At 66.6% G+C, this 21,806-nt stretch carries 17 protein-coding genes and 1 riboswitch; of the genes, 9 read left to right on the top strand and 8 right to left on the bottom strand.

Annotation, left to right across the window (positions count from 1 at the left end; genetic code table 11):
* Positions 1–71 precede the first annotated feature (71 nt).
* The 4 genes from ACQGNJ_RS02250 to ACQGNJ_RS02235 form a co-directional block, all read right to left on the bottom strand.
* The gene (locus ACQGNJ_RS02250; protein ID WP_426687603.1) at positions 72–1,532 is read right to left on the bottom strand and encodes a serine hydrolase domain-containing protein; all 1,461 of its coding nucleotides are present in this window, start codon (positions 1,530–1,532) and stop codon (positions 72–74) included.
* Positions 1,533–1,852: 320 nt separating this feature from the next.
* Complete coding sequence (locus ACQGNJ_RS02245) at positions 1,853–2,419, bottom strand: hypothetical protein (protein WP_426687602.1); 567 nt, start codon at positions 2,417–2,419, stop codon at positions 1,853–1,855.
* Positions 2,420–2,583: 164 nt separating this feature from the next.
* Positions 2,584–3,510: an alpha/beta hydrolase family protein gene (locus tag ACQGNJ_RS02240; protein ID WP_426687601.1), complete on the bottom strand. Its 927-nt coding sequence runs from the start codon at positions 3,508–3,510 to the stop codon at positions 2,584–2,586.
* Positions 3,511–3,594: 84 nt separating this feature from the next.
* A complete protein-coding gene (locus tag ACQGNJ_RS02235; protein WP_426687600.1) occupies positions 3,595–4,731 on the bottom strand; it encodes a flavin-containing monooxygenase in 1,137 nt (378 codons plus the stop codon).
* A gap of 269 nt (positions 4,732–5,000) precedes the next feature.
* Between ACQGNJ_RS02235 and ACQGNJ_RS02230 the strand changes: the two genes are divergently transcribed.
* The 7 genes from ACQGNJ_RS02230 to ACQGNJ_RS02200 all read left to right on the top strand — a co-directional run bounded on the left by ACQGNJ_RS02230 (position 5,001) and on the right by ACQGNJ_RS02200 (position 15,220).
* Positions 5,001–7,319 carry a TonB-dependent receptor gene (locus ACQGNJ_RS02230; RefSeq protein WP_426687599.1) on the top strand — a complete coding sequence of 773 codons (2,319 nt, stop codon included), beginning with the start codon at positions 5,001–5,003 and terminating at the stop codon, positions 7,317–7,319.
* A 37-nt stretch (positions 7,320–7,356) separates the two neighbouring features.
* Positions 7,357–9,360: a serine hydrolase domain-containing protein gene (locus ACQGNJ_RS02225; RefSeq protein WP_426687598.1), complete on the top strand. Its 2,004-nt coding sequence runs from the start codon at positions 7,357–7,359 to the stop codon at positions 9,358–9,360.
* A 57-nt stretch (positions 9,361–9,417) separates the two neighbouring features.
* Complete coding sequence (locus ACQGNJ_RS02220; RefSeq protein ID WP_426687597.1) at positions 9,418–10,446, top strand: dipeptide epimerase; 1,029 nt, start codon at positions 9,418–9,420, stop codon at positions 10,444–10,446.
* Positions 10,447–10,480: 34 nt separating this feature from the next.
* Positions 10,481–11,800, top strand: coding sequence for a peptide MFS transporter (locus tag ACQGNJ_RS02215; protein ID WP_426687596.1), 1,320 nt, complete (start codon positions 10,481–10,483; stop codon positions 11,798–11,800).
* 10 nt (positions 11,801–11,810) lie between these two features.
* Positions 11,811–12,761: a MurR/RpiR family transcriptional regulator gene (locus ACQGNJ_RS02210; RefSeq protein ID WP_426687595.1), complete on the top strand. Its 951-nt coding sequence runs from the start codon at positions 11,811–11,813 to the stop codon at positions 12,759–12,761.
* A gap of 64 nt (positions 12,762–12,825) precedes the next feature.
* Entirely contained in the window at positions 12,826–14,454 is a 1,629-nt protein-coding gene (locus tag ACQGNJ_RS02205; protein WP_426687594.1) for a serine hydrolase, read from the top strand.
* A 67-nt stretch (positions 14,455–14,521) separates the two neighbouring features.
* Entirely contained in the window at positions 14,522–15,220 is a 699-nt protein-coding gene (locus tag ACQGNJ_RS02200) for a histidine phosphatase family protein (protein WP_426687593.1), read from the top strand.
* 59 nt (positions 15,221–15,279) lie between these two features.
* Here ACQGNJ_RS02200 and ACQGNJ_RS02195 read toward each other — a convergent pair whose 3' ends face one another.
* The 4 genes from ACQGNJ_RS02195 to ACQGNJ_RS02180 all read right to left on the bottom strand — a co-directional run bounded on the left by ACQGNJ_RS02195 (position 15,280) and on the right by ACQGNJ_RS02180 (position 20,120).
* Positions 15,280–15,909, bottom strand: a complete 630-nt coding sequence (locus tag ACQGNJ_RS02195; RefSeq protein WP_426687592.1) for a DUF4124 domain-containing protein — start codon at positions 15,907–15,909, stop codon at positions 15,280–15,282.
* A 112-nt stretch (positions 15,910–16,021) separates the two neighbouring features.
* A complete protein-coding gene (gene pnuC / locus ACQGNJ_RS02190; RefSeq protein WP_426687591.1) occupies positions 16,022–16,615 on the bottom strand; it encodes a nicotinamide riboside transporter PnuC in 594 nt (197 codons plus the stop codon).
* 1 nt (position 16,616) lies between these two features.
* Positions 16,617–18,797: a TonB-dependent siderophore receptor gene (locus ACQGNJ_RS02185; protein WP_426687590.1), complete on the bottom strand. Its 2,181-nt coding sequence runs from the start codon at positions 18,795–18,797 to the stop codon at positions 16,617–16,619.
* A 58-nt stretch (positions 18,798–18,855) separates the two neighbouring features.
* Positions 18,856–18,951: riboswitch (TPP riboswitch) on the bottom strand.
* A gap of 32 nt (positions 18,952–18,983) precedes the next feature.
* Positions 18,984–20,120: a phosphotransferase gene (locus ACQGNJ_RS02180; RefSeq protein WP_426687589.1), complete on the bottom strand. Its 1,137-nt coding sequence runs from the start codon at positions 20,118–20,120 to the stop codon at positions 18,984–18,986.
* Positions 20,121–20,253: 133 nt separating this feature from the next.
* On the opposite strand from ACQGNJ_RS02180, the gene ACQGNJ_RS02175 reads away from it, so the two are divergent.
* Both ACQGNJ_RS02175 and ACQGNJ_RS02170 read left to right on the top strand, forming a co-directional pair.
* The gene (locus ACQGNJ_RS02175; RefSeq protein ID WP_426687611.1) at positions 20,254–21,147 is read left to right on the top strand and encodes an AEC family transporter; all 894 of its coding nucleotides are present in this window, start codon (positions 20,254–20,256) and stop codon (positions 21,145–21,147) included.
* 66 nt (positions 21,148–21,213) lie between these two features.
* Entirely contained in the window at positions 21,214–21,804 is a 591-nt protein-coding gene (locus ACQGNJ_RS02170) for a response regulator (protein WP_426687588.1), read from the top strand.
* The last annotated feature ends 2 nt before the right edge of the window (positions 21,805–21,806 follow it).

Raw genomic sequence — 21,806 nt, 5'->3', positions numbered from 1 at the left:
GGCTTGCCCACATGCGCCCGGCTTCGCGTCGCGCGGCCGGCGCGGTCGACGGGGGCGTTGCGTCGCAGCTGCTAGCGATTGTCCGGGTCGGCCTTCACTGCCAGATCCAGCAGTTTGCCCTTGGCATCGAGCTCCACCAGCATGATCCGGGTGTCGCCTTGCGGGCCCACCCGGTAGACCGAGCGCACCGCGCCTTCGTGTTCGCTGCGCTTGATCAGCACCAGCGGTGCAGCTTCCCATCTGGCGGGAAGCTGGCTGCGCATGTCGACGGCGTCGTTGGGGTCGAAGGCGTAGCCGGCGTCGGCGCTGAATTCGCCAGCGATGTTCTTGCCGGCCAGCATGGCTTTCAGCACCTCGCGCGCGTGCGCGGTGATCTCGGGTTTGCGGTCCGCGATCGCGGCATTCGGCTTGGGCATCAGCGCCGGCTGCACCAGCCCGGCGATGACGTGCGACAGGTAGACCGGGCTGGCGTGGCCGGCGTCGAGGTTGGTCAGCGCCACCACGGTGAGCTTGTCGTCGACGTAGCGGTTGATGGTGCAGGTGAAGCCCTGCCATGCGCCGCTGTGCTGGATCACGCGATGGCCATTGATGCGGTCGGTAGCCCAGCCGAAACCGTAGTGGCTGGCGTTGGGCTTGCCGTTGTCGAGCACGAACGGGGTCCACATCGTGTCCAGCGACTGGCGGCTGAGCAGGGTGGTGCCATACAGCGCACGGTCCCACTTCTGCAGATCGACGACGTTGAAGTACAGCGTGCCATCGGCGGTGGAGTTCAGGCTGGGTGACACCCAGGCCTGGTTCTTCAGCTGCCCGGCAACGAGCTCGTAGCCGGCCGCGCGACCGGGGATGATGTCGCGATCGGAGATGCCGCGGGTGGCGACCATGCCGAGCGGAGCGAAGATGTGCTCATGCATGTAGTCGCGGTAATCCTGGCCGCTGACCTTGTGGATCAGCACGCCGAGCAGGGCGTAGTTGGTGTTGCGATAGGCCCAGTCGTCGCCGGGCTTGAACTCGATCGGCAGCGTTTCGATTTTCTTCACCAACTGCGTTTCGGTGAAGTCCTGGCGCTGGTCGAACAGGCCGCCGGGCTGCATGCGCGAGGGGTCTTCGTATTCGGCCAGGCCCGAGGTGTGCGACAGCAGGTTCTTTACCTTGATCGGCTTCCAGCTTGCCGGTGCGTCGGGGAAGTATTGGGTGATGCTGTCATCGAGCTTCAGCTTGCCCTGTTCCACCAGCATCATCACCGCGGTGGCGGTGAACTGCTTGCCGACCGAGCCGGACTGCATCGGCGTGGTGGGCGTGACGCGGGCATTCCATTCGACATTCGCCAGGCCGTAGCCCTTGGTCAGCACCGCTTGCCCGTTTCGGTAGATGCCGACTTCCGCGCCGGGGATGTGTTCGCGCGCCATTTCGGCGGCCACATAGCGATCGATGGCGGCGATCTGTGCCGGCTTGAGCGCGACTTCGGTCGCGTGGGTCAGTGCCGGGGCGCAGGCAAGCAGCGTGGCGAGCAGGATGGTGCGGGGCAGGTACATGGTTGTCGGATGCTCGCTGGTGGATTGGGAAGCGCGGGAAAGTCTGGCATAACCGGTTGGCCGAATCCGCCGACACGGTTTGTGCGGTTCTTGATGGCTTCCGGGATGGCGTCGCCTGCCATTTCCAGTGGCGCCGCTCGCGGCGGATATTCCGCGGGATGGCTGATTGGGGGCTCGCCTCGTTTCTGTCGGGGGGCTGATCATGCAGGGTTGGCCGAAAGATCGTTCGACCACCTTGCAACGACAAGCCGGGTGACAGGTTGCCCATACGAAAGGCCCGCCAATCGGCGGGCTTTTGCTTCTTGCCTGGCGACCCTGGCTCAGCGACCTTGGGCGGGGCTGCGCGCCGGCGAGGCTGCGGGAGCACTGCGGAAGGTGTTGTCGACGGGCGGTGTCGGCGCCCGCTCATGGCTGTGCTGGTAGGGCGATTCATGGCGTTCGTGCTGGTAACGGACACGCCGCTCCCCAACGCTGGAACCCTGCCGGGCGAGCGCCAGCCGGTGGCCATCGATGTGTACCCAGTACCAGGACCCGGCTGGCACCGGTGCGGTCGAAATGAAGGTGAAGTGGGCGTCGTAGTTGCCGTTCGTGCGTGGCGCCGCCTGCAACGCCAGATTCACGATGAACTGGCTGGAGATCGCGCGGCCATGCTTGTCGGTGGCTGGCGCGCTGATCATCTCGTCCAGATTCCGGTGTAGCAATCGACGCAGCTGGGGTGACAGCTCCAGGGCTGGCGAGGCGTCGGTCACCTTGCCATGGGCGTTCACCTGCACCAGTACCGGCAGCACCTTGGGTGGAAACGCGTTGAGCGAGCCGGAGGAGGCGGCGACCGTGCCGGAGAAGATGGCGAAGGCGAGCGCGATGGCGGTGATTCTGGCAGGTTTCATGAGCAGGCTCCGACGCGTTTCATTCCCGGCTTTCTCGGCGTTTCTCCAGCCCCCCCCGGAGCGGGTAGGGGTGTCAAGCACCACACGGACTGACATGGACTCCATGCGTGCGACGTCCGCTGATGCTTACGCGGTCGAGCCTGATCGCAAGGCTGGCTTGGTGACTACCTTGGCAGCTTGGCAAGCCACGTCAACACCGCTTTCGACAGCTCAAGCCGCCGATCGGAATACGCGTGGTCGGTGGGCAGGTGCACCGTTTCGACGTGGCTGTCGCCGGCCTTGCGCAGGTCGGCGGCGAAGGCCTGGTTCGCCGGTGCGAGTCCATCGTCGGAAGTGACGATGAGGGCGGTGCGGTTTTTCAGTGCGTGCACCCTGGAGGAAAAATTCCAGTCGGACGCATGGACGGCCAGTTCGCGCGCCAAACCGTCGGGTGTACAGCCGCTCAACGGCGCCATGCCTTCGTTGGCCAGTCCGCTGCTCATGGCCTTGATGCCCTGCGCTTCACCGTCCTTGCTGACGAGTGCCTGCGTGCGCCCCGCCATGTCCGCCGCGGAAATGGTGGCGAAGGCCTTGATGGCCGGGTCGGCGGCAGCCGCCTCGACGGTCATGAAGCCGCCCATGCTGTGGCCGATCAGCACGATGCGTTGCGGATCGAGCCGCAGTGCCTTGGCCACCTCGGGTTGGCGCAGATAGGCGATCGCGGCGGCGGTGTCCTCGATGCCGTGGGCGAACGAGAAGTCGCCCGGCGTACCCCACGAGCCGCGGTAATTGAAATACAGCACGTCCCAGCCCGCACGGCGCATGTCCTGCGCCAGATCGAGGTTGCGTTCGTTGCCGGGAAAGCCGTGCAGCAGGATCACCACCGGATGCGGTCCGGTGCCGGCGGCGACGTAGACCAGCGCGTTCATCAGCGCGCCATGGCTGGGAATCTGCATGGTCTGCATCGCGGCGCGAGCGCCGGCGGGTGGAGCGGAAACGAGCGCGTGGGGCGCGGCTTTCGCCGCCGCTTGCGCCGAAGCCTGCAGCGACATGCCTGCCAGACCGATGGCGAGGCAGCTGGCCAGAACGTGGTGCAGCGAGCGATGGTTCATGCGTGTTCCCCTGTTCGAGCCGACGTGGTTGAGTGGTCATCGCAGCGTATGCCTTCTGCAAACCTGGTGGGTAGTGCCGGCCTCTCAGCGTCGCTGCAGCTGTTGGGCGGCGAGCATGGCGATGCGTTTCGCCTCGATGCCGATCTCGCGCAGCTGGCCGGTGGGCGACACGGTATGGCCGCAGAAAAACAGGCCGGGTTCCGCGGTGGCGCGGCCGGTGGCCAGGGGCCGGCCGTGCTCATCGAGCACGTGCGGCAGGTCAGGCAGCAGCGGACGCAGGTCGGGCCGGAAGCCGGTGGCGAGGATCACCGCATCGAACGGCTCGGCCGGTGAGTCAATGAACGCCACGATGTCGCCGGCGAAGCCGGCGATTCCCCCGCGCACCTTGATCGAGCCGTCGCGGATGCGCTCCAGCGTGCCCACGTCCAGCAAGGGCACGCGTCCGTCCTCGGCAATCATCTGGCGCGGCCCCTTGCGCAGCAGGGTCAGTCCCAGGTTCCGGGTCGGGCCGACGGCGAGGCGGATCATCGGCGCATTGATGAAGTCGGCCACACGCGGCGGCATCCACGCCTGCGCGATCGCCCAGGTCAGGATCGGCAATCCCAGCATCTCCCGCGGCAGGATGTTCACCGCACCACGCACGGCCAGCGTGACGTCGATGCCGGCTTCGGCCAGGTCCAGCGCGATCTCGCCGCCGGAATTGCCGAAGCCCACCACCAGCACGCGCTTGCCTTCGTACGGTGCGGGGTTGCGGTATTCGCCACTGTGCACGATCTCACCGCGATAGCCGTCCATGCCCGGCCAGTGCGGACGATGGGGAAAATCGGCCCAGCCGGTGGCGATCACCACGACCGGCGCGGTCCAGTGGGCGTAGGCTGTTTCCACGCACCATGAATGGTCCTGACGGCGCACGCGTTGAACCGCGCTGCCGAAGACCGGTCGCACGCCGAAACGTGATGCATAAGCGTCCAGATAGTCGACGACCTGCGTGCGCGAAGGGTAGCGCGGATAGTCGCGCGGCATCGGCAGCCCGGGCAGGGCGGAGTGGCTGCGATCGGTATGCAGGTGCAGCCGCTGGTAGTGGCGATGCCAGACCGGCGCAATGCTCGCGCCTTTCTCCAGCACGGTGGCTTGCAGGCCGCGCTGCGCAAAGGTGGCTGCGCAGGCCAGGCCGGCCGGGCCGGCCCCGATGATGATGGCGTCGTCTGGCGTGGGAAGCATCGGTGTGGTCCGTTCCGATTGGCCGGTGGGAGCGCGGCGGCTCCGGCGATCGCCATTCTGCACGTTTGCCTGGTTGATGTCGCGATCGATTGGACTGCTTTACGTCCATGCGCAATCACGTGATGTGCCAAGCGCGACGCAATGCGTCCGGCTGTCCCAACCACGGGGTGTCTGCGACATATGGTAGAAAACTACCATTGACATTCAAATGATAAAGAGATAACACTGCATCGTGGGCTGTCCACTGGACCATCTCGGGGGAGTACGTCATGGAACTGCATCATCCCTATCGCGGCCGGCGAAGCCTCAGCATGGCTGTCGCCCTTGCGCTGTTGCTTCCGGTGAGCACGTGGGCGCAATCGGCGCCGGGCAGTGACGGCGTCAGCAACCAGTCCGGTACGCCGGGTGAGGGTGCGGCATTGGCTCAGGCCGGCGGGCAAGCGCGCCAGAAAGCGGCGCCCAACACCACGGATCTGAGCACGGTGGTGGTCACCGCCAACAAGCGCAGCGAGCGCCTGCAGGACGTGCCGATGGCGGTTTCGGCCTTGTCGGGTGATCAGCTCGAACGCCAGAGCGCGCTGAGCTTTGCCGACTACGCCACGCAAATTCCGGGACTCAATACCGTTGCGTTGAGCCCGGGTCAGACGCAATTGGTACTGCGCGGAATCACCTCCGGCGCGAATACGCCGAACGCCACGGTGGGCACGTATATCGATGACACCCCGTACGGTTCCAGCACTGTGTACGCGGCGGGCAGCGTGCTGACCCCGGACATCGATCCGGACGACGTGGAGCGCATCGAAGTCCTGCGCGGTCCGCAGGGTACCTTGTATGGAGCGAATACCCTGGGTGGCCTGCTCAAGTTCGTCACCACGCCGCCGGACAGCACCCGTTTCGCCGGCCGCCTGCAGGCGGGCGCCAGCAGTGTTGCCGGTGGCGGTGACGGTTTCGACACGCACGGCATGATCAACCTGCCGCTGGTGCAGGACAAGCTCGCGCTGCGGGTCAATGCGTACAGCCGCCACGACGCCGGCTACGTCGACAACGTGGCCACCGGCGAAAAGGACGTCAACGATGCCAAGGTTCGCGGTGGCCGGGCGCAGCTGCTGTGGACGCCCAGCGACCGGTTCTCGCTGCGGCTGTCCGCGCTGGCGCAGAACCTCACCGGCGATGCGCTGGCGAACAATGGCGTGGATGTCGATCCGCTGGGGTTGCAGCCGATCCACGGCGACCTGAAGCAGAGCCGTGCCCCCGGCACCGGCCAGTTCGATGTGCGCTACCGCTTGTACGACGCGTCGATCAACGCCGATTTCGGCTGGAGCAAACTGGTGTCGTCGACCAGCTACGGCACGCTGGATCGCGGCTACAACGGTGACGTCACGGCGGCCTATGGCCCGATCCTCGGTCCGGCGCTGGGCCTGACCGATGCGGGCTTCTCGATCCGCAATCCGATGTCGCTGGGCAAGTTCACCCAGGAACTGCGCCTGCAGTCGCGCGAAGACCAGACGCTGGAGTGGCGCGTCGGCGTTTTCTACACGCGCGAGCACACCCACAACGTGCAGGACGTGCTGCTGTTCGATGCGAACGCCGGCACGCCGATCGACTTCCCGTTGACGCTTGGCCACATCGCGGTGGGCCCGGCGGTGTTCACCGAATGGGCAGGCTATGGCGACGTGACCTGGCACGCCACCGATCGCTTCAGCATCCTGCTCGGGGCGCGCTACAGCAGCGACAAGACCACCTTTACCCAGACCGGCACCGGCATCCTGGTCGGCGACAGCAACTTCACCATCAAGGGCTCGGACAGTCCGACCACCTTCCTGTTCAATCCGAGCTTCAAGTTCAGCGAGAACCTGATGGCTTACGGGCGCGTCGCTTCGGGCTTCCGGCCCGGTGGTCCCAACGTCGGCGTGCCGCCGGGCCTGGGTGCGCCGGTGACCTTCGGTCCCGACAAGCTGGTGAGCTACGAGCTGGGCCTGAAGTCGACCTTGCTGGACCGGCACATGACGTTCGATCTGGCCACGTTCTACATCGACTGGAGCAAGATCCAGCTGACCTCGTTTGCCGGGGGGTTCAGCTTCCTTGGCAATGGCGGCAAGGCGCAGAGCCAGGGCTTCGAGGGCAGCTGGCAGTATGCGGCGGCGCCGGGGCTGATGCTCACCGCCAATACGACCTGGACGGACGCCCAGTTGTCCGAGGACACCCCGGCGGGGCTTTATGGCTACAAGGGCGATCGCCTGCCTTCGGTGCCCAAATGGAATGCCAACTTCGGCATCGACTACGACTTCCCGCTGGCCGATGGCTGGTCCGCATTTGTCGGCGGCAGCTACCGCTATGTCGGTTCGCGCCTGTCCGACTTCTCCACGGCGCCGGGTCCGCGCTACACCATGCCGAGCTACAGCGGCGTGGACCTGCGCGCAGGCGTCAACCACGGCGCGTGGACGTTCAAGGCGTATGTCAAGAATCTGGGCGACAAGCGCGGTCTCACTTCGATCGGTCCGGAGACCACCGACCCGACCGCGAGCCCGTTCGCCGCCACTTATGTCACGCCACGCACGGTCGGACTTTCGGCCACCGTCAATTTCTGAGCTGCCGTCTCGAACGAGTCATTTCTGGAGTGATTGCATGAACAGCTACGCGAAACTCGTTGCGGCGATCGCCTTGACCTTCGTCGTGGGCATCAGCACCGCGCAGGTACCGTCGGTGCCGCCAACGACACCCACCGCAGCGCCTTCCGTGCCGGCGACTGTCGCGGCGACGGCTATCGACGGCGCCACGCATGCGCTGACCGCGGAGGATCTGTCGAGCTTCTTCGACGGCCTGGTTCCGTACGCCCTGAAGAATGGCGACGTGGCCGGTGGCGTGATCAGCGTGGTCAAGGACGGCAAGCTGCTGTTCGCCCGCGGCTACGGCTACGCCGATCTGGAAACGCGCGCGGCGCCTTCGCCGGAAACCACGCTGTTCCGGCCCGGCTCCACCTCCAAGCTGTTCACCTGGACGGCGGTGATGCAGCAGGTGGAGCAGGGCAAGCTGGATCTGGACAAGGACGTCAACGACTACCTTGATTTCAAGATCCCGCCGCGTGACGGCAAGCCGATCACCCTGCGCAACCTCATGACCCACACTGGTGGCTTCGAGGACACTGCTCGAGGTTTGCTGCCGGCGTCCACCGCCGACGTCAATCTGGAGCAATACCTGAAGTCGCACATCCCGGCGCGCATCTATGCGCCTGGCGGAATCGTGGCGTATTCCAACTACGGTTGCGGACTGGCCGGCTATATCGTGCAGCGCGTGTCCGGCGAGCCGTTCGACGAGTACATCAAGCATCACATCTTCGATCCGCTGGGGATGGCGCATTCGAGCTTTGCGCAACCGTTGCCGGCCAACCTTGCGCCGCTGATGGCCAAGGGCTACGAAAGTGTTTCCGCCGGCAAGCCACGACCGTTCGAACCGGTCGACCCCGCGCCGGCCGGCGCGCTGAGCAGTTCGGCCACCGACATGGCGAACTTCATGATCGCCCAGCTGCAGGGCGGTCGCTTCGGCGACACGCAGATCCTGAAGCCGGCCACCGCAGAGTTGATGCACAGCCCGCAGCACACGGCGGCGCCGGGTCTGAACGGTTTCGACCTCGGCTTCTATCAGGAAGACAGCCACGGGCAGCGCATCATCGGCCATGCCGGTGACACCATGGTGTTCCACAGCGATCTGCACCTGATGCTCGATGCGAACGTCGGCGTGTTCATGTCGTTCAACAGCGCCGGCAGTGCCGGTGGCGCGCACGTGATCCGCAAGGCGGTGTTCCAGTCCTTCCTCGATCGCTACTTCCCGTACACCGCACCTGCGCAGGCGACGCTGGCCACCGCCAAGGCGGACGCCGCCCATGTCGCCGGCTGGTACGAGTCGAGCCGGCGCAACGACAGCGCGCTGCGGGCGCTGTACCTGCTCGGACAAACCAGCGTCGTCGCGCAGGAAGACGGCACCATCGTGGTCTCCGCCTGGAACAACTACGCCGGCAAACCCTTGCATTGGCGCGAGGTGGGTCCGTTGACCTGGCGCGAGGTCAACGGTGACGCGCACCTGAAGTTCGTCGCCGACGGCAACGGCGCCATCCAGTACTGGGCTACCGATGTCGAGGCGCCGGTGTTCGTGTTCCAGCGCGTATCCGCGGCGCGCTCGATGGGCACGGTCAGTCTGTGGCTGGGTCTTTCCTTCCTCGCGTTGATCGTGGCGCTGCTGAGCTGGGGCATCGGTGGCTGGGTGCGCCGCCACTATCGCCGGCCACTGGTTCTGGATGTGGCGCAGCGTCGTTCCCGCCTGCTGTCGCGGCTAGGCGTGCTGCTGCTGTTTGTCGACATCGCCGGCTGGATGGCCTTGCTGGTTGCCTCGTCGATCAGCGAGGACATGCTGCTGCAGGGCACGATGACGCCGTGGCTGTACCTGCTCTATGTGCTCGGTGTGCTGGGCTTGCTCGGCGCGCTGGCGGTGGTGGTGCATGCCGTGCGCAGCTGGATGGCCCCGCGCCGCTCACGCTGGGTGCTGGCCGGCGAAACCCTGCTGGCGCTGGCGGCGATCTATCTCGGCTGGCTGATCTTCGCGTTCGGCATGGTCAGCTTCAACGTCCGCTACTGACCTCATTCGCGTGGCGACGGAACCCCGTCGCCACGCGCTCCATCCAGGGAAATGATCATGAACATGCATGATGGCGGGCGACTGCGCCTGCACGCCACGCCAAAGACGTGGGCGATCGAGGCCCCGTTCCACATCACCGGCTACACCTTCACCGGTTTCGACGCGCTGATCGTCGAGCTGGTGGATGAGGATGGTCGCAAGGGATGCGGTGAGGCGCAGGGCGTCTATTACCACCAGGACACCTCGACCTCGATGCTGGCGCAGGTCGAAGCACTGCGCGCGCGGATCGAGGCCGGCATCACGCGCGAGGAGTTGCAGCAGTTGCTGCCGGCCGGCGGGGCGCGCAATGCGCTGGATTGCGCCTTGTGGGACCTGCAGGCCAAGCGCGCCGGCAAGCCGGTCTGGGCACTGGCCGGACTGCCGGCGCCCAAGCCGCTGCTGACCACGTATACGGTGGGCGCGGACGAGCCGGCGCTGATGGCGGAGCGGGCAAGCGCTTATCCGATGGCGCGCGCGATCAAGCTCAAGCTTACCGACGACGAGCACAACGCCGAACGCGTGCTGGCCGTGCGCACCGCGCGTCCGGATGTGTGGCTGATGGTCGACGCCAACCAGGGCTTCACCCGCGAGTCGCTGGCGCGACTGCTGCCCACCCTGGTGGAGGCGCGGGTGGACGTGGTCGAGCAGCCGTTTCCGGTCGGCCGCGATGCGTGGCTGGACGGCATGGCGCGACCGATCCGCATCGCGGCCGACGAAAGCGTGCAGGATCGCGGCGACCTGGCCGGGCTGGTCGGTCGGGTCGACGTGATCAACATCAAGCTGGACAAGTGCGGCGGACTTACCGAGGCGCTGGCGATCGCCGATGAAGCGCGCCAGCTCGGCTTCGAGCTGATGGTCGGCAACATGGGCGGTTCGTCGCTGGCGATGGCACCGGCCTTCGTGGTCGGCCAGTTGTGCGACGTGGTGGATCTGGATGGCCCGATCAGCCTGCTTGCCGATTACTCGCCGGCGGTGGTCTACGAGGGCGGTACCATCTGGTGTCCCGAAACCTTGTGGGGCGGTCCGCTGGCGGTGCCGGCATCGTGAGCATGTGTGATCAGCGGGGAGAGCGGTTCACGTGATGTCCATTGCTTCAGCATCCACGGAGAAGAACTGGTTTGGCCATCCACGCGGCCTGACCGTGCTGTTCCTGACCGAAATGTGGGAGATGTTCTCCTTCTTCGGCATGCGCGCCATCCTGGTCTATTACATGACCAAGCACCTGGACATGGACCAGGAATACGCCTCGCTGGTGTATGGCGCCTACGCGGCCTTCGTCTACTTCACCCCGGTGTTCGGCGGCATGCTCGCCGACCGCTGGCTGGGCAAGGCACGCGCGGTGGTGATCGGCGGCTCGATGATGGCGCTGGGGCATTTCATGATGTCGTCGGAGGCGCTGTTCTATCCGGCGCTGTGCATGATCGCGCTGGGCAACGGCCTGTTCCTGCCCAGCCTGGCCAGCCAGATCGAAGGGCTGTACCGCGACGGCGATGTGCGCAGCAAGAGCGCGTACAACATCTATTACGTCGGCATCAATCTTGGCGGTTTCCTGGCGCCGCTGGTCTGCGGCACGCTGGGCGAATCGTTCGGCTGGCACTGGGGGTTTGCCGCGGCCGGAATCGGCATGCTGCTGTCACTGGTGATCTATCTGGCCGGCCGCCGCTATCTTCCGCCGGAGCCCATGCGCGGCGCCGAAGCACGCGCGGCCCGTCCGCCGATGGATCGCGCGGCCCGCGATCGCTTCGCGTTGCTGATCGGCATTGCGGCGATCGTGGTGGTATTCCGCGGTGCCTACGAACAGAACGGCAACACCATCGCGCTGTGGGCCGATAGCGGCATCGACCGGCAGCTGACCGCGGGCTGGGCGATACCGATGACCTGGTTCCAGTCGATCAACTCGCTGGCGGTATTTGCCTTCACGCCTTTCCTCGTTGCGCGCTGGGCCCGGCTGGCGCGGCGCGGCGTGGATACCCCGTTGCTGGCACGCATGGCGTTCGGCGCGGCGATCGTCGGCGCCTCCTACGTGGCGCTGGGCATGGTGGCGGCATGGAGCGAGGCGCACGGTACGCGCGCCAGCTGGATCTGGCTGTTCGTCTGGTTCGTGGTGTTCACCATCGGCGAGCTGTACATCCTGCCGGTCGGCCTGGCGCTGTTCGGTCGCATGGCGCCGGAGGGCTTTCGCGCCACCAGCATTGCCACCTGGTTCTTTGCGGGCTTCTTCGGCAATCTGCTGGCCGGTGCGCTCGGCACCCTGTGGAGCCGGATGAGTCACGGCGCGTTCTTTGTGCTGATCGGTGCGGTGGCGGGACTGTCCGCCGTGCTTTTGTATATGCTCAGCCGTCGCCATCGCGGCGTGGGGCAACATGGACAGGCTGACGGCACCGCGGTGCTGGCACGATGAGTGGGCACCGATGATCAAGGATCTGCAAAAGAAACTGAAAGACCGCTGGGACACGTTCACCACGGCCGAGCAGAAGATTGCCACCTACCTGCTGCACAACCTCAGCGGCATTCCGTTCGAGACTGCCGCCTCGCTGGGCCAGCGCGTGGGCGTCAGCGCAATGACGGTGGGGCGCTTCCTGCGCACGCTGGGCTACGACGGCCTGAATGCGTTGAAGAAGGAGCTGCGCGGCGATGCACCGTGGCTGCAGCTGTACAAGAATCCGGACCAGGCCGGTGACCCGGTGACGATGTCGGAAAGCCTCAAGACCGAGATCCGTGGCATCACCATCGCGCATGCGCTGACCCGCACCCCCGAATGGAAGGCCATCGTCCGGCTGCTGGTGGATGCCGACCGGCTGTCGGTGGCGAGCTTCCACCAGGGCCGTTTTCTCGGCCTGGGTTTCGCCAGCCTGATGCAGCACGTCAAGCCGCGCACGCGATTCGACGAGGGTCTCGATGGTGCCTATGCCGACACCTTGATGGATTCCACTGCCAGGAGCTGCGTGCTGCTGATCGACTTCAGGCGCTACTCGCGGCATTTCCGCATCCTGGCCGAAGAGTGTGCGGCGCGGGGCATCCCGCTGGTGATCATCACCGACAGCCAGTGCTACTGGGCGCGCCAGCTCACCGACCACGTGCTGATGTTGCCGGCCGAGATGGAGCGGCCGTGGCACAACTTCACCGCGGCCACGAGCCTGCTCAGCCTGCTGATTGGCGCGGTCACCCGCGAGCAGGGCGACATGTTCGATCGCATCGGCGACATCACCCAGTTGCGGCAGAAGCTGGTGGGTTATGTCGAAGCGCCGGCGATGGAAAAGCGTGCGGACGCTGCTGCCGGAAGGTCGCGAAAGGTCGGGTCGGCCAGGACGGTCACCGGCAAGCCAGGCACCCGCAAGCGACCCGGCAAACCGAAAACCTGAAGCAACCGTCATGCCGCCGTCGTGCGTCTTGCCCGGCAGCATCCACCACAGGGGAGCGTGCTTGATGAACCATCTGACCCGGACCAGCACCATGTCGCCAGACAGGCTCGGCGGCTGGCATGCGTGGTTGCTGACGGTGCTGCTGGTTTCCTGTGGCGCGTCGGCAACCGCTGTCCCGTCGGCGGTTTCGGCGTCGGCCATCGATGCGTATGCGCAGCGAGCCATGCAGACCTTCCACACGCCCGGCATGGCGGTGACGATTGTTGATGGCAACCTCATCACCACGCATGCATACGGCGTGCGCAAGCTGGGCGATGCGGCGCCGGTGGATGCGCACACGATCTTCCCGATCGGTTCCAACACCAAGGCCTTCACCACGGCGGCGCTGGCGATCCTGGTCGACCAGGGCAAGCTGCGCTGGGACGACCGCGTGGTCGACAAGCTGCCGGGCTTTCGCATGTACGACCCGTATGCGTCGGGCGAGATGACCGTCACCGACCTGCTGGTGCATCGCAGCGGGCTGGGTCTGGGTGAGGGCGACCTGATGATGTTCCCCACCACCGACCGCAGCCGCGCGGAGCTGGTGCACGCCATCCGTTACCTGAAACCGGCCCGTTCGTTCCGCGGCGGTTATGACTACGACAACGTGCTCTACGTGGTCGCCGGGCAACTCGTCGAGGCGGTGTCCGGCCAGCGCTGGGAGGACTTCGTGCAGCAGCACATCCTCAACCCGCTGCAGATGCATGACACGCAGACCAGCATCGACGCGCGTACCGGCGACCAGGTAGCGCTGCACGGCAAGAACACCACGCCGGTGCGTGGTGTGGGCGCGCAGCAGGTGCTGCGCACGGTGATGACCGGCAGCGTGTTTGCGCCGGCCGGCGCACTGCAGGTAAGCGCCGCGGACATGGGGCGCTGGCTGCGGCTGCAACTCGCTGGCGGCCAACTCGACCAGGGCCGGCGGATCTTCAGCGCCGCCGCCGCGCAGATGTTGTGGACGCCGCAGACGCTGATCCCGATTTCGGCGCTGCCGCCTGCCGTCGCACTGGCGCAGCCGCAGTTCGATGCGTACGCGCTCGGCTTCGAAGTGCAGGATTACCGCGGCCACAAGATCATTACCCATCTCGGTGGCGTGCTGGGTGGCGTGTCGGCGGTGGTGATCATTCCGGAGCGGCACGCGGCCTTTGCCATCATGCTCAATGCCGAAGACGCCGGCACCCTGTTCGCGATGCGCGAACACCTGCTGGATACCCTGCTGGGATTGCCATCGCCGGACTGGATCGGCGGTTACCGGCAGATGTTCGACAGCATCAACACCGCGGCCACCACGGCGCTGAACGCACATCGCGGCGACACGCATTCCGCGCAAGGTCCGTCGTTGCCGTTGTCCGGATACGCCGGTGTCTATCGCGACCCCTGGTATGGCACGGCCACCATCGCGCAGGGCGGCAAGGCGGGCTTGACCATCAGCTTCGATCGCTCACCCGGCCTGCACGGTGCGCTGGAACACGTGCAATACGACACCTTCCGCACGCACTGGGCGATGCCGGATGTGGAGGACGCCTATGTCACCTTCGCGCTCAAGCCCGATGGCAGCGTCGACCGGATGACGATGAAGGCGATCTCGCCGATCGCGGATTTCAGCTGGGACTATCAGGATCTGCGCTTCGTTCCGGTGTCGGTCGGCAAGTGAGGCCGCCGGGTTGGTGCGTGGCGCGCTCCCGTTGGATACTCCGCTGATCCACCGCACCGAGCACGCCATGCTGTCCCGACTCCTCTTGCTGCTTTCCTGGCTGTTGCTGGCCACACCGTTGTGCGCTGCGGAGGTCCCGGCGCCGGCAACGCGCACCATCGTGCTGGTGCGCCATGGCTACTATCTGCCCGATGCGACGGCAGACAAGAAGCTGGGCCCGCATCTGGCTCCCGTCGGCGTGGCGCAGGCGCAACTGGTCGGAGCGAGGCTGGCCGGTTTGCCGACGCGTTTCGATGCGCTGCTGGTGAGCCCGGTGCAACGGGCGCGCGACACCGCGGCGATCATCGGCGAGGACTTTCCCGGGCGTCACTTCGAGGTGGTCGAGGATCTTGCCGAATGCACGCCGCCGACGCGGCGCGGCGAGGTCATTGCGGATGAGAAGCCGGCCGATCTGCTCGCCTGCAAGAAGCAGCTCGATCGCCTGTTTGCCCGCTACTTCAGGCCGGCGACGGGACACGCGCAAACCGAGCTGATGGTTTGCCATGGCAACGTGATCCGCAACATGGTCGTGCGCGCGCTTGGTGTGGACAGCAAGGCCTGGCTGGAGATGTCGGTGGGCAATGCCAGCATCACCAAAATTCTGGTGGAGGCGGATGGCCGCTTCAAGGTGATCTCGGTCGGCGATGTCGGGCATCTGCCGCCGAATCTGCGCACCGGCGCCACCGGTGATCCCGAACGCAGCCTGACGATTCCCGCGTTGCCTTGAGATCGCTGGCGTGAGTCAGGCAGCGGTCGTCGGACGCGGCTTGCTTCGAAGCGATCCGGTCAGCACTGCGTGCGGCCACCGGCCAGCTGTTTGCACGGATGGAATACCGGCTCTTGCGGCGGCGGGTGATGGTGGTCGCCATCGCCATCGCCGTCGTGGTCATGGCCACGCCCGGGGCGCCGGTTTGGATACGGCACCCAATACGCCGGCGGCGGGTTGTACGTCTGCTGCTGCAGTTGCTGCTGGTAGGCATCGTTCTGCTGGCGCAGCACGTTGTTCTCGCCCCGCAGGCGCTCGCGCTCGGCCGCCTCGTCGGCCAGCGCCTGCTGCTGCTCGCGTTCGGCGCGCTGCCGCGCGGCATAGGCGTCGTCGGCCTGGCGCTGCTCTTTCTCGTCCTGCGCCTGCTGCCGCGCGTCGAGGCGCTGCTGGTACAGCGCCTGGAGGTGATGCGAATCGGCATAGCTTTTGGCGAGGTTGTCCTGGCCCAGGCGCAGGTAGCGGTCGATCACTTCGCTGTCATCGGCCTGGTGCAGCAACTCGCCGGTACCTTTGGGACAGGGATGATCGGTGTAGCTGACCTGCCCGCCCTGGCTGCACTTGTAGATGTTCTGCGCGCTGGCGATGCCGGTTGCGGCCAGCAGCAGGACGGCAGCGCAGGCCAGCTGGATCCGGTTCGGTCGGGCTTTCATGTGGGCTTCCATCCTGCATGACCTCGCATGGCCGAATGGTGCCAGAACGCGGGTTAGATTCCGCTGAACATGGCGCGTGCGACAAGTCGACCGAGGTTCGCCCCGGTCGCCGTCAAGGCATGGTGGAGGGCAAGACCGGCGCGGCGGCAGTCTTGCTGCCCGCGCCCTGCCACGCGCGCAGGCCGATCAGCGCCAGCACCACGAAGCCGGCATACAGCACCGAGGTGATCAGCAGGTGCTTGTAGACGTACTCGCCGACATAGATCACGTCCACGACGATCCACAGCCACCATGCCGCCACGTGCCGCCGCGCCTGCCACCATTGCGCCACCAGGCTGAAGGCGGTGAGTGCCGCGTCCAGCCAGGGCAGGGCGGCGTCGGTCAGGTGATGCATGAAGGCGCCGAGCGCGACGGCGCCGATGCCGCCGATGGCCAGGTGCATGAGCGCCTGTCGCCGCGGCAGCGGGGCCACCTGCACCCGTCCGTCTTCGCCCAGATGTTGCAGCCAGCGGTACCAGCCATAGCCGATGAAGCCGGCGAAGGCCAGTTGCAGCAGCGCATCGGAATAGAGCTTGGCGTCGACGAACACCCACGCGTAGATCAGCACCGACACCAGCCCGACCGGCCAGCACCATGGCTGGCGTCGGGTGGTGAGCCAGACGCCCAGGGCGCTGACGATGGCCGCGATGAGTTCGACCCAGCTCATGTCAGAACGCGAACGTCAGTGACAGGCGCGCCAGCCGCGGCGCGCCCGGGAACAGGTAGCTGTCGCCGCCGGAGCTGCCGGTGTCGCGCCAGTAGAAGCGGTTGAACACGTTGTCGACGCTGAGCCGCCAGGTCAGCGCGTGGCCGTTCCACTGGCTGGCGTAGCGCACTCCCGCATCGAACACGTTGTACGCCGGCACGCGGATCAAACCGTTCGGCGTGGCCACGTTGGGGCTGGCGTAGCGCCAGCCGCCGAGCAGGCCGAGCCGGGGCGCGAACGGCAGCCGGTAGTCGACATACAACGCGCTGCGCAGGCGCGGCACGTTGACCACCTGGTGGCCTTCGTAAGTCGGGGCGCCGGTGCCCTTGGCGCGCGCCCGGATCAGGTTGAGGCTGGCGGTGAGGCGCAGGTTGTCGCTGACCTGGCCGGCGGCGTTGAGTTCCAGGCCGCTGTGCGCCTCGTTGCCCTGCTGCACGAAGGTGAAGCCTGCGGCGGTGCTGTCCGGCCGGGCGAACTGGTATGGCTGGCTGAGACGGTACAGTGCGCCCGAAAGGCTCAGTGCGTCGCTCCAGGCGTACTTCACGCCGGCCTCGGCCTGGCGCGCCAGCAGCGGGGCCAGCGTGGTGCCGCCGTTCGAGGTCCAGTACGGCGCCTCGTTGCCCAGCGACAGGCTTTCGCTGTAGCTGACGTAGGTGGTCAAGTGCGTGGTGGGTTGCCACAGCACGGCCGCCTGCGGCAGCGCCTTGCCGAGGCGGGTGTCGCGTTCGGGGGCGCCGGCCTCGTCGTAGGCGCGCTCGCGCAGGCGCACGAAGCGGCCGCCGAGCAGCACCTGCCACTGCGGTCCGAGATGCACGCGGTCCAGCGCGAACACCGAATGCTGCCAGCTGGTCAGCCGACGTGCCGACGACCCGGGCTGGTTCGGCGAAGGCGCGAAGTAGGGCGGATCGACCTCGTCGATATTGGCGGTGCCGACGTAGTCATAAACGTAGGGGCGACGATCGATGGTGCGGCGGAACGCGCTGGCGCCGAGGCTGACTTCGTGGTTGAGCGGGCCGGTGTCGAACGATCCCTTCACTACGGCACGTGCCTCGTCGTTGACGCGGGTGTCGTCGGGGCTGCGGTAGTCGTAGACGTCGTAGTCGCCGTTCGGCGCGAAGAACCAGCCGGGCGTGGCACCGCTGGCGCAGGCCGGCGAGTAGAAGCAGCCGTAGGCGAACGCCACGTTGTCGTCGATCACGACATGGCTGTGGCCGGCCGACAATTGCGTGCTCCAGCGGTCGCTGAAGCGATAGTCGAAGCGCAACGTGCTGTTGCTGGCGTCGATGCCCACCGGCCGCTGCCACGGCTCGAAGCCGAGCATGCGGGTGCGGCTGGGATGCGCCGGAATCATGCTGCCGCCGAGCAACTGGTAGCCGGAGACCGAGCGCTGCCCGCTGGTCTGGTAATTGGTGTCCAGCCGCAGCATGGCATTCGGGCTGATCTTCCAGTCGGCGGCCAGCGAGAGGAACGTGCGGCGGCCGTCGGCGTGCCGCACGTAGGAGTTCATGTCCTCGTGGGCGGCATTCACGCGCACGCCGAAGGTGGGCGTCAGCCAGCCGCCGACATCGATCGCGAGGTAGCGCGAACCGTGCGAGTCGGTGCCGACGGTGGCGCTGTGCACGTCGGCCGGGCGCTTGCTGACGTAGTTGATCAGCCCGCCCGGTGCGACCACGCCCGCTTCGAGGCCGCCCAGGCCCTTGAGGATTTCCACACGCTGCTTGTCTTCCAGCGGCTGCAGCTGCTCGCCGGCCATGCTCATTTCGTTGAACCGAAAGCCGGTGGCGGGATCCAGCGCATAACCGCGGATCGCGATGTCCTGGTAGTAGCCGACCGGCGCGTAGCTGTCGCCCAGCGCCGCATCGCTGCGCGCCAGTTCGCTCAGCGTGCGCGGCTGGCGGTCGTCGATCTGGTCGCGGGTGATCACCGTGATCGCGGCGGGCGTGTCCTGCAGCGGCGCGTTGCCGAAGCTGCCGAAGGTGTCCAGCTGCGAGTTGTCCGCGTGGTAGCCCTTGGCGCTGTCGGCCTGTACGTGCACCGGTGCCAGTCGCGTGGCCTGCGGTTCGCTGGTGGTGTCGCCGGCGTGGACGGGCGCCATGGCCGTGAGCAGGGCGAGGATCAGGGGAGTGCGGGGAAAAGGCATCATCATCGTCGTCGTCAAGGGGGTACGGACGAAGCGACGGCGACCCGGCTGTCGCGAGGACATGCCGGATCTGCAAGCTCCCTACGCCGGTACTAACCGGGTCAGGTTCCAAGGGACTCTCTCAGCCCGGCTACGCCGGGCACCCCCGCTTCAAGAACGCCTATTGAAACACGGATTGCCGCGACGTGCTCAAGCCGGGTGGCGAATGGCCTGCAACAAGGCTTGCCCGTGATGCGTGTGGAACCACGCCGCGTGGCCACGCAGGAAGGTGTCGTAAGCCACCTCGGCGTTCGCCTGCGAGCCGGTGATGGCGTGGTAGTACTCGACCTCGGACAGCGCGAAATCCACGTGCACCAGCGGCAGCAGGTCGGCCAGCAGGTGCAACTGCGGAGTGCTCAGCGGGCGCTGCTGGCGATAGCCTTCGATCAGCGCACGGGCGATGGTCGGGTGGGCGATATCGGCATCGCCACCGAGCGCCAGCCACGCGATCGCATTGCGTTCGATCGCGGTGGCCAGATCGAACAGCGCGAAGTTGCGCGCGCACAGGCCGAAGTCGAGCACGCCGCTGATCTGCGCGCCGGCCGTGTCGTCGCGCCAGTACAGGTTGGAAACATGCCAGTCGCCGTGCGTCCACAGCGGCGTCTGCCGTGCCAGCTGCGGCTGCGCAGCGGCATGCCAGGGCGCGAGCAAATGGGTGAGCTCGTCCTGCCAGGGTCGCTCACGCAGGAAGCTGGCCAGTCCCGCTCGCTGCGGCAGCTGCGCAAGCAAGGCGGCCACGGGATCGGCGGCGCAGATCAGTTCGCTGCGCGCGACCAGCACGTGGGTAGCGCGCTGACTGGCATGATAGTCGGCGGCGGCATCATGCAGGCGCGCCAGCATGTGCCCGGCAGCGAGCGCGTGAGCGCGGTTTCGCAACGGCTCCCACGAGACCGACTCGCGATACAGGTCGACGCCCTCGGCGCACTGATGCACCTCGTAGACCCAGTCGCCCCGCGCGATGGCCGCGTTCCCGTCGGCATCCGCCAGCACCCGGGGAATCGGCATGCCGCGACGGCGCAGGTGCGCGATGAAGCGGTGTTCCTCACCCAGCGTTTCGATGTTGCGCACGCGCCGGTGATGGCGCTTGACGAAGAACGCGCCGTGCGCGGTTTCGACCAGACAGGCGGCCGACAGCGGGCGCGGGCTGTGCCAAGCGACGCGCTTCACCGCGCCGACGGCGGGATAGTCGCGCAGCAGCGCCTCGACTTCGCTCACGGTCAATGCCGGCCAGTCGGGTGGCGTGTTGTCGCCGGCCAGTCCGTGGGAGAGATGGGTGGGCTCGTTCATCACTGGAATGGTGCCACGTGCGATCGACGGGTGGCGGATTGTCGTCGACGCCGGGATCGCGGCGGCTTTCGCCTCGTGGCCGCATCGCGTCTAATGACGACTTTCCACGGCGGCACCCTTTTCGATGAGTGCGATGTTGTTGCTGTTCGTTTGCCTGATCCTCGGCACCCTGGTGGCGCGCTATGCGAAGCCGCCGGCCGGCATCGTGCAGGGGATCAACTGGTGGGTGCTCAATGTCGCGCTCTCGGCGCTGGTGCTGGAGCTGATTCCCAGGATCAGTTTCGATCCGCAGCTGTGGTTTCTGGTGGCGGTGATGTGGCTGACCTTTGGCGGCGCCTGGCTGCTGTTCGGCCTGCTCGGGCCGCGGCTGGGCTGGTCGCGCCAGCGCACCGGCGCGTTGATCCTGGTGTGTGGGCTGGGCAATACCTCGTTCATGGGTTATCCGCTGATGCAGGCGCTGCATGGCAAGCAGGGCCTGACACTGGCGGTGGTTGCCGACCAGCTGGGCTGCTTTCCGGTACTGGCTGTCGGCGGCATCGTGGTGGCTTCGCTGTATTCGGGACGCAAGCCGGAGCTGGGCCTGGTGGCCCGGCGCATCTTCACTTTTCCGCCGACCATCGCGTTGCTGGTCGGCATCCTGGCGGGTCTGTGCGGTGGCTGGCCACCGCTGCTGGATGGCGTGTTCGCACCGATCGGCGCCACGCTGACCCCGCTGGCGCTGTTCTCGGTGGGCCTGCAGTTCAAGTTCCACCCCGGCCAGCGGCAATTGGCCGCGGTGAGCTGGGGACTGGGCTGGAAGCTGTTGCTGGCACCGCTGCTGTGCTGGCTGCTGGGGACCGCGACCGGCGTGGATGGATTGGTGCTGACCGTCGGCGTGCTGCAGGCGGCAATGGCGCCGATGGTTTCGGCCACGATCCTGGCCGACGAATACGGACTGGAACCGACTCTCGCCAATACCGTGCTGGGCGCCGGCATTGTGCTGTCGCTGCTGACCGTTCCGCTGGGCAACTGGCTGCTCGGCGGCTGAGGCTGTTCTTGCGTCCGGCCCGCAGTACGCCGAAACTAACCGGAATGGGGCAGGGGAGCTCGGGGCATGGCAGGTTTCGAACTGATCAAGCGGCTGTTCGGCAGCGAGCATGGCGAACGCCGTGCGGTACCGCGCACGGGCGAGCCCCGGGGAGCCTGCATCCTGGTGGTGGACGATTCGGCCACCATCCGCGCGGTGATCGGCAAGATGCTGGACCAGAATGGCCACGTGGTGTTGAAGGCCGCTGACGGCGAGCAGGCGCTGGCGACTGCGCGCCAGGAAAGTCCCGACCTGATCTTCCTCGACATCGTGATGCCCGGCATGAGCGGCTTCGCGGTATTGCGCGCACTGCGCCACGATCCGCTGACCCGCGATATTCCGATCGTGATGATCAGTGGCAACCTGCAGGCCACCGAGCAGTTCTACGTGCAGCGTTTCGGCGCCGACGATTTCATGAAGAAGCCGTTTGGCCGGGGCGAAGTGTTCGCGCGCATCGAGCACCTGACCCGCAGCGGCCGCCTGGTCGTGCGTGAGCGCGCCGCGGTGGAAGCGCTGGCGAGCGAGCCCGAGCACACCGCGGCCGAGCATGCCGCGATCCCCGATATCGCGATGCCCGATCCGCACGACATGATCGTGCCGGCCGGCAGCCAGGACTGATG

The organism is Rhodanobacter ginsengiterrae (assembly GCF_050026815.1).
Classification (GTDB): domain Bacteria; phylum Pseudomonadota; class Gammaproteobacteria; order Xanthomonadales; family Rhodanobacteraceae; genus Rhodanobacter; species Rhodanobacter ginsengiterrae.
The sequence above is the reverse complement of the archived record's forward strand: the minus strand, read 5'-3'. Positions and strand labels throughout refer to the sequence as shown.

Excerpts from the sequence above, each read along its gene's own strand:
- ACQGNJ_RS02250 (WP_426687603.1), bottom strand. The coding sequence starts at position 1,532 with ATGTACCTGCCCCGCACCATCCTGCTCGCCACGCTGCTTGCCTGCGCC.
- ACQGNJ_RS02245 (WP_426687602.1), bottom strand. The coding sequence starts at position 2,419 with ATGAAACCTGCCAGAATCACCGCCATCGCGCTCGCCTTCGCCATCTTC.
- ACQGNJ_RS02240 (WP_426687601.1), bottom strand. The coding sequence starts at position 3,510 with ATGAACCATCGCTCGCTGCACCACGTTCTGGCCAGCTGCCTCGCCATC.
- ACQGNJ_RS02235 (WP_426687600.1), bottom strand. The coding sequence starts at position 4,731 with ATGCTTCCCACGCCAGACGACGCCATCATCATCGGGGCCGGCCCGGCC.
- ACQGNJ_RS02230 (WP_426687599.1), top strand. The coding sequence starts at position 5,001 with ATGGAACTGCATCATCCCTATCGCGGCCGGCGAAGCCTCAGCATGGCT.
- ACQGNJ_RS02225 (WP_426687598.1), top strand. The coding sequence starts at position 7,357 with ATGAACAGCTACGCGAAACTCGTTGCGGCGATCGCCTTGACCTTCGTC.
- ACQGNJ_RS02220 (WP_426687597.1), top strand. The coding sequence starts at position 9,418 with ATGAACATGCATGATGGCGGGCGACTGCGCCTGCACGCCACGCCAAAG.
- ACQGNJ_RS02215 (WP_426687596.1), top strand. The coding sequence starts at position 10,481 with ATGTCCATTGCTTCAGCATCCACGGAGAAGAACTGGTTTGGCCATCCA.
- ACQGNJ_RS02210 (WP_426687595.1), top strand. The coding sequence starts at position 11,811 with ATGATCAAGGATCTGCAAAAGAAACTGAAAGACCGCTGGGACACGTTC.
- ACQGNJ_RS02205 (WP_426687594.1), top strand. The coding sequence starts at position 12,826 with ATGAACCATCTGACCCGGACCAGCACCATGTCGCCAGACAGGCTCGGC.
- ACQGNJ_RS02200 (WP_426687593.1), top strand. The coding sequence starts at position 14,522 with ATGCTGTCCCGACTCCTCTTGCTGCTTTCCTGGCTGTTGCTGGCCACA.
- ACQGNJ_RS02195 (WP_426687592.1), bottom strand. The coding sequence starts at position 15,909 with ATGAAAGCCCGACCGAACCGGATCCAGCTGGCCTGCGCTGCCGTCCTG.
- pnuC (WP_426687591.1), bottom strand. The coding sequence starts at position 16,615 with ATGAGCTGGGTCGAACTCATCGCGGCCATCGTCAGCGCCCTGGGCGTC.
- ACQGNJ_RS02185 (WP_426687590.1), bottom strand. The coding sequence starts at position 18,797 with ATGATGCCTTTTCCCCGCACTCCCCTGATCCTCGCCCTGCTCACGGCC.
- ACQGNJ_RS02180 (WP_426687589.1), bottom strand. The coding sequence starts at position 20,120 with ATGAACGAGCCCACCCATCTCTCCCACGGACTGGCCGGCGACAACACG.
- ACQGNJ_RS02175 (WP_426687611.1), top strand. The coding sequence starts at position 20,254 with ATGTTGTTGCTGTTCGTTTGCCTGATCCTCGGCACCCTGGTGGCGCGC.
- ACQGNJ_RS02170 (WP_426687588.1), top strand. The coding sequence starts at position 21,214 with ATGGCAGGTTTCGAACTGATCAAGCGGCTGTTCGGCAGCGAGCATGGC.